The organism is Candidatus Propionivibrio aalborgensis, from assembly GCF_900089945.1.
Classification (GTDB): Bacteria; Pseudomonadota; Gammaproteobacteria; order Burkholderiales; family Rhodocyclaceae; genus Propionivibrio; species Propionivibrio aalborgensis.
Map to the genome: position 1 here is coordinate 1 of NZ_FLQY01000008.1, position 9926 is coordinate 9926.

Here is a 9926-nt window from a genome sequence, read left to right on the forward strand (position 1 = left end):
ACGCCGCTCTTGAAGTCGATCAGCGAGCGGATGGCGATGTCAAGATCGAGCTCGCTGCCTTCTTCCTGATAACGGATGCGTACCTTGTCCTGCGGTTTGAGCAGATCGAACAGACGTTTCAGTCGTTTGGCCAGTGCGCTGTGCTTGTTCAACAGACTGTCGATGTCTGCGGCATTGCCGCCGGGGTGCAGCGTTTCATAAACGCTGGCCCAATCCGGGCGGTAGGTCTGGCTGTTGTAGTCCCATTCGGGATAGTGCCGAGGCGGCAATCCTTGCACCTCTTCTGTCGGTTGCAGCTTGCGTTCTTCGTCGAAAGCTGACTCTTCGTCCCCCTCCTCAATGAATTGCCACATCTGGCGATTGTCATCGCGATAGTCGATGACCGTATCCTTGAAATGCACTTTGGCGAACTGGTCACTCTGACGGCGTGTCCGCGTGACGTAAGCGAGCGCCAGTTCGGCGACCTCACGGGTAGTCGATTCGCTTTCGGCTATCAGCGCGTTGAAGCGCCGAACGAACTCGAGCAGATCAGGGTCGGTGTAGCCGTGCGCAGGGTCGATCAGCGCGCGCGACAACATGGCCAGCCGATGGCGCAGGCAGGACGTGGTCTGCGGATCGCAATCCGTTTCGACTGGTTTAGGATGCAGTGCCAGAAGAATACGGCGCAAGCCGGGGTATTCGCGAATCAGCAGGTTATCGACGCGGCCGTCCTCGAAAAACTCCACTGCCATGCGCTGAAAAGGGCTCCAATTGTCGGCGATCAGGGGCTTGCTCCAGCGGCGATGGCCGACCATGTGGGCGAGAACGGCGCGGTAGCGGTCAAGTCCGCTGACGCCATTGATGTCATCGAAGACATCGGGCACGCGCAGGCCCAGCTTGTCGTAATAGGGTACCGGCTGGCGCAATTCGTCAAAAGCGGTCGAATAGGGCACAAGAAGATCGCTGTCGCGCCACAAGGCGCGCAGGTAAAGATCCAGCTTTCTTTCGACGTCGGCGAACAGCGTGCCGTGGCGTTCGCGCTGCAGTACCGCACGGCTGTCTGCCGATTCCAGCTTGAAGTAGTCGACCTGCCGTTCCGGGTGGCTGGCGTAGTTATGTATGCCGTAATCCACCCAATTCTTCAACCCGGCCATGGGCAACAGCCGGGTAAGGTAGGGGGCCTGAGCGAAGAAGTCCGCGAGACCAGGGCTGGGAAACGTGGTGTGGTGGCCGTGTATGGAGCCGGAGGTGCGGATCATCAGGTCCTGCGCAATACCGAGATAGCGCTGCAACTGATCGGGCGAGTGGAGCTGGCGGGCCACCGCGGCAAGTGTTTGCAGCATGGGCGTGATGGCCTTGCTGTTCGGCGACTTTTGCAGAACACGCACGAAGTCCATCACTCGAGGCAGGAGGCCGCTATCGCCGCCGATACTGGCGACGACGCTTGGCCACTCTTCAAGGAAGGCCAGCATCGGATCCGGCCCGCGGCCCAGCTTGCCGAGGAAGCGCGCGGCTTCAAGGTAGTCGCGCATCTGAGCGTTGGAAAATGCCGACAAGGCTTCGCTGACGCACTCCTCGAAAACATCGGCCACGGGCTGGAAGCCGCAATCGACCTCGACCCAGCAGGCCTGGACTCGGGGGTCGAACATGGCCTGCTTGCGGGCGTCGGCCAGAGGTCGCAATCCGGTAATCATGTGCTGCTACGTTGCGAGCCTGTGTTGCCGACCGGCCTGGATCGGGCGCTCAGGTAAAGGTGGCATCGATGGCGTGATCGAGCGTGGTGCGTATGTCTACGTCGTCAGTTATCGGGCGCGCCATGGCCATCCGGCAGGCGTCCCTGGCGTCGACTCCTCCCTTGATCAACGTAGCGGCATAGACCAGGAGCCGGGTCGAAATGCCCTCGTCGAGGCCGTGGCCCTTGAGGTTTCGTCCCGCCTGACCTACTTTGACCAGCTTGGCGGACGACTCTCCGTCAAGCCCGGTTTCCGTGGCAACGATTTGCGCCTCAAGCGCGGCCTCGGGGTAATCGAAATCAAATGCCGTGAAACGCTGTTTCGTCGATTGCTTCAGATCTTTCATCAGGCTCTGGTAGCCGGGGTTATAGGAGATCACCAGTTGAAAGTCCTGATGCGCTTCGACCAGCTCGCCTTTTTTGTCGATCGGCAAAGTGCGGCGGTGATCGGTGAGCGGATGGATTACCACCGTCGTGTCCTGGCGTGCCTCGACAATTTCATCCAGATAACAGATGGCACCGATCCGCGCCGCCGTCGTCAGCGGGCCATCGAGCCACCGTGTTCCGTTGGCTTCGAGCAGGTAGCGGCCGACCAGATCGCTCGCCGTCATGTCCTCGTTGCAGGCCACGGTGATCAGCGGCTTGCCCAGCTTCCATGCCATGTATTCGACGAAACGCGATTTGCCACACCCGGTCGGCCCTTTCACCATCACCGGCAGGCGTGCGGCATAGGCAGCTTCGAACAGCACGACTTCGTTGCCTTGTGCCTGGTAAAAAGGCTCCTTATGAATCCTGTAGTTTTCCTTGGCGGTCATGGCTTCATTCTTCGCATACGGTAACAAGGCCGAACGGACTACTTATGGACACCGAGTTTTTCGCGCCAACCGGGGAACAACTTGTCAGCGTCGCCGGGGAATGATTCAAAGGCGCGGGCAAATTCCTTGTGCTCCTTGGCGTATTCGATCGGATCAGCACCGGATTTCCAGCACTCGTACGATTGACGCAGCGATATAGCACCGGCAGCCGGGCTATCGACGTGACCATAGGCGCCACCCCCGGAAGTATTGATCACGTTGCCGTGACCCAGATTCTCGAAGAAACCGGGCAGGCGCAGTGCATTCATGCCACCGGAAATAATTGAAGTGGTCGGCTTCATGCCATACCATTTCTGGTTGTAGACCGGGCCCTGGCACTCGTCGCGCTCAAGCATGTAGCAGATGATCTTATCTGAGCGATCGCCCTCCATCTTGCCGTAACCCATGGTGCCCACATGTATGCCGGATGCCCCTTGAAGGCGTGAAATCTTGCCCAGGACGAAGGCCGTGTAGCCGCGCTTTGCCGAAGGCGAGGTAATCATGCCGTGTCCGGCGCGATGGTAGTGGAGGTACTGGTTGGGGTATTGGCGGCGGGCCGTGGTGACCATGCCGGGTCCGCCGACGAAGCCATCGACCAGGAAAGCCACCTTGTCGGCGTCCGGTCCGAAGGTTTCCAGAATGAAGTCGGCGCGATGCAGCATCTCGTAGTGATCGTCGGCGGTGATGTTGGCGGAGAACAGCTTGGCTTCGCCGGTTTCGTCCATGGCGCGCTTCATCGCGTCATAAACCAGGGGATAGACCTTTCTGGCCGGACAGAACACCTGGTTGCCCTGCGGCTCGTCGTTCTTGATGAAATCGCCGCCCAGCCAGAACTGGTACGCCGCCGCCGCGAACGGCTCGGGGCGCAGACCCAGTTTGGGTTTGATGATGGTGCCGGCAATGTAGCCGCCGTCCTTGATCGGGCGACCGAGGATCCGCCACATGTCGGAGATGTCCTTGGACGGCCCGTCGAACAGCTGAATGGCGCGTTCGGGCATGTAGAAGTCATAGATCTTGCCATGCTCGATATCGCCCATGCCCTGATTGTTGCCAATCACCAGCGTCAGGAAGGAGACAATCATCATTCGCCCGTCTGTCATATTGCGGTCGAACAGATCGATCGGGTACGCGATGCGCATGTCCTCGGTGGCCTCGTCGATGTGATAGACCAGCCCGTCCACGCCCTTGGTGAAATCGTCGGTCGTTGACACCTCGACATTGGTTCCTGTGGATGACTCGGCGGCAAAGTGAGCCGCGGCTTCGAGATAGCCGTACCCTGCCTTGGGCTTCATCTTGTAAGCGACAAGAATGTGCTTGCCACCCTTGATGAGGTCTTCTTCCTTCAGGCTAAGGTCAGCGTAACGATTCGATTGGTCCATGATTGTCTCCGTGGTTGGGAATAGTGCAAAGCTTGAGTGGGCCGAGTGGCAGTCAGGTTAATTGCCAAATATTCATAGTACTGCGCGTTGCGATGTCTCCGAGTAAAGTCGGTGCCAGGTCCGGAGCTGATTCAGATCGACGCATTCCTGGGTGAGTGGCAATCCGGCAATGGGGTTCGCGGGCACATTCGGTTCGCCGAGATCCGAAACGACGCTGAGCGCTCCGTCGAAATTCTGATCGGCCGTATACCCGTTGACCGTAACCAGCGTTGGTACGCCGGCAGCACGTGCCGCCGCCAGTCCGGGATAGGAGTCCTCGACAGCCAGGCAGGCTTCCGGTGGCAGGTTCAAGCGACCCAGCACCCATTGGTAAATATCCGGTGCGGGCTTTTTCGCGGCAACGATGTCGCCGGCGCCGATAACTTCAAAGAGCATGTCCATGTCGTGCCTGAAATTGGCCATGATCAGGCTACGCAGACCGGCTGGCGTGGTCGTCGTGGCGATCGCGATGCGAATACCGGCCGTACGCAGTTCCTGAATCAGCCGGGCGACGCCGGGGCGGAGTGGAATTGCGCCACTCAGCACCAGCTCCGAATAAATCTCGCTCTTGCGCTGATGCAAGCTGGCGACCCAGGCGTCCAAATCGGCCCGCCCAAGCATCTGATTGGCATAGGTTTCGACGTAGAGGCGAATGCGCTCCTTGCCACCAGTAACGGCGAGCAATTCGCCATACAACGCGGCGGACCAATGCCAATCGAGGCCGAATTCCTTGAAAGCCCGATTGAACGCTACGCGGTGGCCGGCAAGCTCGGTTTCAGCCAGCGTCCCATCTACGTCGAAGATCACAGCCTGCAACTGGGAAATGTTGTTTTCTGCCGCTCCTTTTTCCGATGGTTTCCGTTCAGTTGGGTCTGTAGCCGTCACTGGATGTGCCTTTGCATTCATACGCAAAGTCTAAGGGGAGAGGATCATTATGAAAAGTTAAACTTATTTCTATTTATAGCAAGTAATAACTAACTATATATCCACGCATCATACGTGGTCTTGCTGGGTTCCCGCAGTGCGAACGTGATCCTAGGGTGTCGTCACGGGGAGAGTTTGCTTTGTACGACGGGACTTCGGATTCAATGGTGGCTGTACAGCGCCATTTGGTAACAAACCACTTTAAGTTACTTTTTTTCGCCATTGTTTTATAAGAGAAAAACGGCAGGGAGAATTTCTTAGAAATGATTTATAAGTCTTTGTAGTCATTGGAAAATATTGCAACAAACCGCTTGCTTTGCCTAAATCTTTGTCTTAAAGTGGGGGCGAGTGGTAAAAAGTGGGAAATTGGGAAGTCTTTCATCAAGTTGTCAGGAGGGGCCGGTCTTGATGTTTCAAGGTGCAACTGCGCTGAATCTCGATGTCAAGGGTCGGCTCGCCATTCCAGCGCGCCATCGGGAAGCGCTCGTGGCTGCATCCGAGGGCCGGCTGGTGCTGACCGCCCATCTGCATCACTGCCTGCTGCTCTACCCGGCCACGGCTTGGGAGCCAATTCGCGACCAGCTGCTGGCCGTATCCAGTTTCAACAAGCAATCCGCGGCCATCCAGCGCGTGATGGTCGGCAATGCGCGCGACGAGGTTCTGGATTCGGCTGGCCGTCTCCTGATTGCGCCGGAACTGCGTCGATTCGCCCAGCTTGAAAAACAGGTCTGGCTGGTCGGTCTGGGCAGTCATTTCGAAATCTGGTCGGATGCCGGCTGGCAGCAACAGCTGGACGTGACCATGGACACGGCTGATCAGCCCTTGCCGCCGGGCCTCGAGGATCTGGCGCTGTGAGTTCTGCCTTGCCGCACCAGACGGTGTTGTTGCAGGAGGCAGTCGAGGCGTTGGATGTAAAACCCTCGGGTACTTACATCGATGGCACCTTCGGTTACGGCGGGCACAGCCGGGCGATTCTTGAACGGCTTGGGCCGAGCGGTCGGCTACTGGCGCTGGATCGCGACCCGAAGGCGGTGGCAGCGAATGAAATCGACGATCAACGATTGACCTTGGCGCACCACCATTTCGGCGAGCTTGCCGTGGTCGTGCGGCAGGCAGGGATTGATGCTGTGGATGGCGTGCTTCTGGATATTGGAGTGTCGTCGCCGCAACTCGATGAGGGGGGGCGAGGCTTCAGCTTTCGCTTCGATGCGCCACTCGACATGCGAATGGATACCACGCAGGGCGAGACGGCAGCTTCGTTTCTGGCGCTTGCCGGAATAAAGGAAATCACGGAGGTCATTAGAAACTATGGCGAAGAACGGTTTGCTTTCCAGATTGCAAAGAAGATTGTGGCTACTCGGAGCGAGCGGCCTGTTACAACCACGAGCGAGCTCGCCGCGCTTGTACGCGAGGCCGTGCGGACCCGCGAGCCCGGCCAGGATCCGGCGACGCGTACCTTTCAGGCTTTACGGATTCACGTCAATCAAGAGCTCGATCAACTTGCGCTAGTGTTGCCACAGGCAATGGATATTCTCAAGTGCGGTGGTCGGCTGGTGGTCATCTGTTTTCATTCGCTCGAAGATCGCATCGTAAAGCGCTTCATGCGTGATCTGGCTTCGCCGGATAGGTTACCCAAGAACCTTCCCTTGCGTTCAGCCGACCTGCCGTCGCCCAGGCTGCGTCTGGTGGGTAAGCCGGTCAAGGCGGGAGCGGCCGAGATTGCGACCAATCCCCGTGCGCGTAGCGCCGTTATGCGGGTTGCCGAAAAACTCATTGGAAATACGGTCGGAATCAATCTGGCTGGAGGGCGTGCCTGAGATGGTTCGCCTGAATATCCTCCTGCTTCTGGCTGTGGTGATCTGCGCACTCAGCGTAGTGACCTCGCAGCACAAGGCGCGCAAGCTCTTCCAGTCGCTCGAAAGCGAACAGGCGCGCACTAGGCAGCTCGACGTCGAATACGGGCAACTTCAACTGGAAATGCAAACCTGGGCGACCTCGCCGCGAATCGAAAAAATCGCTCGCGACAAGTTGAAGATGCGTACGCCCGAAGCGGCAAAAATCATTACCGCGTCGCCGAAGGGCATTTCGCAATGATGAATTTCAGTGGTGCCCGAGCGCACAAGTTTGCTGAAAGCCCGGTGCTGAAGCTGCGTTTGCCGGCGTGGCGTTCGCGTCTGATGGCGCTGCTTATCCTGACCTGTTTTGCCACCTTGATTGGCAGATCGTTCTATCTGCAAGTGCTCAATAACGATTTTTTGAAAGAAAAAGGTGAATCGCGCTACCTGCGGGATCTTGAGATTTCCGCCTCGCGAGGCAGTATCGCCGATCGCCACGGTGACGTGCTGGCGATTTCCACGCCAATGAAGTCGGTTTGGGCGATGCCTGCCGATGCCCGACTTTCACAGGAACAGACCAAACTGCTTGCCAGGCTACTTGAAATGGACATCAAGGAACTGTCACGCAAGCTGGCCAGCGACAAGTCGTTCGTGTTCTTGAAACGCCAGTTGCCTCCCGATGTCGCCGAGCAGGTGGCAGCACAGAAACTGCCCGGTATCGGTCAGGACAAGGAGTATCGTCGCTTCTATCCAAGTGGCGAGATGACCGCGCATATCGTCGGATTCACCGGAATTGACGACAAGGGTCTTGAGGGTGTCGAACTGGCCTTTCAAGGGCAACTGCTGGGACATCCCGGAAGTCGCCGTGTGATAAAGGACCGGCGCGGCCAGATCGTCGAAGACGTGGGCTCGATCAAGCTGCCACAGGACGGCAAGGATATTCGTCTGGCGCTCGATTCCAAGATTCAGTACCTCGCCTACAGCCGACTCAAGCAAGCCGTGGTCGACTTCAAAGCCAAGGCTGGCGGGGTCGTGGTGGTGGATGTGAATTCAGGAGAAATACTCGCATTGGCCAATTGGCCAACCTACAACCCGAACAACCGCGAACGTTTGTCGGGTGCGCAGTTGCGCAACCGCGCCGTTACCGACACCTTTGAGCCCGGCTCAACGCTCAAGCCATTTTCAGTCGCACTGGCTTTGGAAAGCGGCAAGGTGCGCTTCGATACCGTCATTAATTGCGCGCCGGGACGAATGACAATTGGCAACGCGACGATTTCAGACGCCCATCCTCACGACAATTTGACCGTCGCACAGGTCATTCAGAAATCGTCCAACGTGGGTACGGTCAAAATCGCCAGCGCCCTGACCCCGAAACAAATGTGGGGCATGTTCGAGGCGGTTGGTTTTGGTCAGGTGTCGCAACTGGGGTTTCCTGGCGAAGTCAGCGGACGTCTGCGCCCGTGGAAATCGTGGCGTCCCATCGAGCAAGCCACCATGTCTTACGGACACGGTATTTCCGTGTCCTTGATGCAGTTGGCACGGGCCTACACCGTATTTGCTCGCGAAGGCAATGTTGTCCCGCTCTCTCTAACGAAGGTCGATTCGAATCCGGTCGAGGCGGTTCAGGTGTTCAGCCAGCAGACGGTACGGGAAATGCGCGCCATGCTCGAGATGGCTGTGCAAGCCGAGGGTACGGCGCCAAAAGCGCAAATCCCGGGTTATCGGGTTGCCGGCAAGACGGGCACCGCCTATAAACTGGAAGGTGGTCAGTACGTCAGAAAATATGTCGCTTCTTTCGTCGGCTTTGCCCCGGTATCCAATCCTCGTCTGGTCGTGGCCATCATGATTGACGAGCCGGGTAGCGGACAGCACTACGGTGGTGATGTCGCCGGCCCCGTGTTTTCGAAGGTGATGGGCGGTGCGCTGCGTACACTCGGCATTGCGCAGGATGCCGCGGTACAGGTGACAAGGGATGAGAAGGATGAGAGCGGCAAACTTGCAAAAGGCCCTGTCGAAAAGGAGAAGCTGTGAACGGCGTCGCCGCGCACGCAGTAGACAACGCCCCGGCTGCAGTCTTGGGGCAACTGGCCGCGCTGGGTGTACTCCCGCAAGGTGTGGAAGACGATAGCCGCCAAGTGCGTCCCGGGGATCTGTTTGTGGCCTACCCTGGGGACAAGGCGGATGGGCGGAAATACATCGCCGACGCCATTGCGCACGGCGCTTCTGCCGTGCTTTGGGAGGCCGAGGGCGATTTTGCGTGGAACGCCGATTTTCGCGTCGCCAACCTGCCGGTACGAGGGCTGCGGAAGCATTGCGGGCCGCTGGCGCATACCATTTTCGGTCAGCCGAGCGAGCGCCTGTCGCTGATAGCGATCACCGGCACCAATGGCAAGACGAGCATCAGTCAGTGGATTGGCCGCACGCACCCCCGTTGTTGCGCGATTATCGGAACTTTGGGTGCCGGATTTGCAGATCAGTTGACCGAGACGGGTTTTACGACACCCGAGGCGACCAGACTGACACGCTATTTGGCGGAATTTGCCGCGGCCGAGGCACAGGCCTGCGCGCTGGAAGCCAGTTCAATTGGCATCGAGGAAGGGCGTCTTGACGGTGCGCGGATTGATGTGGCGGTATTTACCAATTTGACGCACGACCATCTCGATTATCACGGCACGATGGCAAATTATGCTGCGGCCAAGGAAAGGCTTTTCACATGGCCGCGCCTGCGCCTGGCAGTGATCAATCTCGACGACCCGTTTGGCTGCAAGTTGGTGCGGGCCAGCACTGCGAGCAAGGTGATCGGCTACACGCAGGACGATGGTTCCGGCGGTCAGCAGGCGGTGGTCTGCGCTCAGGACGTCGAGGAAACGATCAACGGCTTGCGTTTCATGCTATGCGCTCCCAATGGGCGGTCGATGATCGAGACCGCTATATTCGGTCGCTATAACGTATCGAATCTGCTGGCGGTTGCCGCCGTGTTGATCGATGCGGGATTGACTCCAAAAAACGTTGCGGCTCGCTTCTCGGACTTGCCTTCTCCACCGGGTCGGCTGGAAAGAATTGGCGGCTATAACGAGCCCCTGATCATTGTCGACTATGCGCACACGCCCGCTGCGCTGGAAAGCGCGCTGCGTGCCCTGCGCGAAGTAACGAAGGCGCGCGGCGCAGCACTGGTTGCCGTTTT

At 58.3% G+C, this 9926-nt stretch carries 9 protein-coding genes; 5 read left to right on the forward strand and 4 right to left on the reverse strand.

The window, feature by feature from the left end; translation table 11 throughout:
* The 4 genes from PROAA_RS00420 to PROAA_RS00435 all read right to left on the reverse strand — a co-directional run.
* Positions 1–1673, reverse strand: a 1673-nt coding sequence (locus PROAA_RS00420; protein ID WP_222102032.1) for a hypothetical protein, incomplete at its 3' end; no start/stop codon positions are given.
* Positions 1674–1722: 49 nt separating this feature from the next.
* On the reverse strand, positions 1723–2526 hold the full coding sequence (locus PROAA_RS00425) for a CbbQ/NirQ/NorQ/GpvN family protein (RefSeq protein ID WP_186409412.1): 804 nt from the start codon (positions 2524–2526) through the stop codon (positions 1723–1725).
* 38 nt (positions 2527–2564) lie between these two features.
* Positions 2565–3944, reverse strand: coding sequence for a ribulose-bisphosphate carboxylase (locus tag PROAA_RS00430; protein WP_186409413.1), 1380 nt, complete (start codon positions 3942–3944; stop codon positions 2565–2567).
* Positions 3945–4016: 72 nt separating this feature from the next.
* The gene (locus PROAA_RS00435) at positions 4017–4868 is read right to left on the reverse strand and encodes an HAD-IA family hydrolase (protein WP_245664101.1); all 852 of its coding nucleotides are present in this window, start codon (positions 4866–4868) and stop codon (positions 4017–4019) included.
* A gap of 447 nt (positions 4869–5315) precedes the next feature.
* Between PROAA_RS00435 and mraZ the strand changes: the two genes are divergently transcribed.
* From mraZ to PROAA_RS00460, 5 genes are all read left to right on the forward strand, one after another.
* Positions 5316–5762: a division/cell wall cluster transcriptional repressor MraZ gene (gene mraZ, locus PROAA_RS00440; RefSeq protein WP_186409414.1), complete on the forward strand. Its 447-nt coding sequence runs from the start codon at positions 5316–5318 to the stop codon at positions 5760–5762.
* On the forward strand, positions 5759–6724 hold the full coding sequence (gene rsmH, locus PROAA_RS00445) for a 16S rRNA (cytosine(1402)-N(4))-methyltransferase RsmH (protein ID WP_186409415.1): 966 nt from the start codon (positions 5759–5761) through the stop codon (positions 6722–6724). The genes mraZ and rsmH overlap by 4 nt, the downstream gene beginning before the upstream one ends.
* A 1-nt stretch (position 6725) precedes the next feature.
* Positions 6726–7001, forward strand: coding sequence for a cell division protein FtsL (gene ftsL, locus PROAA_RS00450; protein ID WP_186409416.1), 276 nt, complete (start codon positions 6726–6728; stop codon positions 6999–7001).
* Entirely contained in the window at positions 6998–8773 is a 1776-nt protein-coding gene (locus PROAA_RS00455) for a peptidoglycan D,D-transpeptidase FtsI family protein (protein WP_186409417.1), read from the forward strand. The genes ftsL and PROAA_RS00455 overlap by 4 nt, the downstream gene beginning before the upstream one ends.
* Positions 8770–9926 (forward strand): Mur ligase family protein (locus tag PROAA_RS00460; protein WP_186409418.1); only part of this gene is annotated, 1157 nt, incomplete at its 3' end. The genes PROAA_RS00455 and PROAA_RS00460, both read left to right, overlap by 4 nt.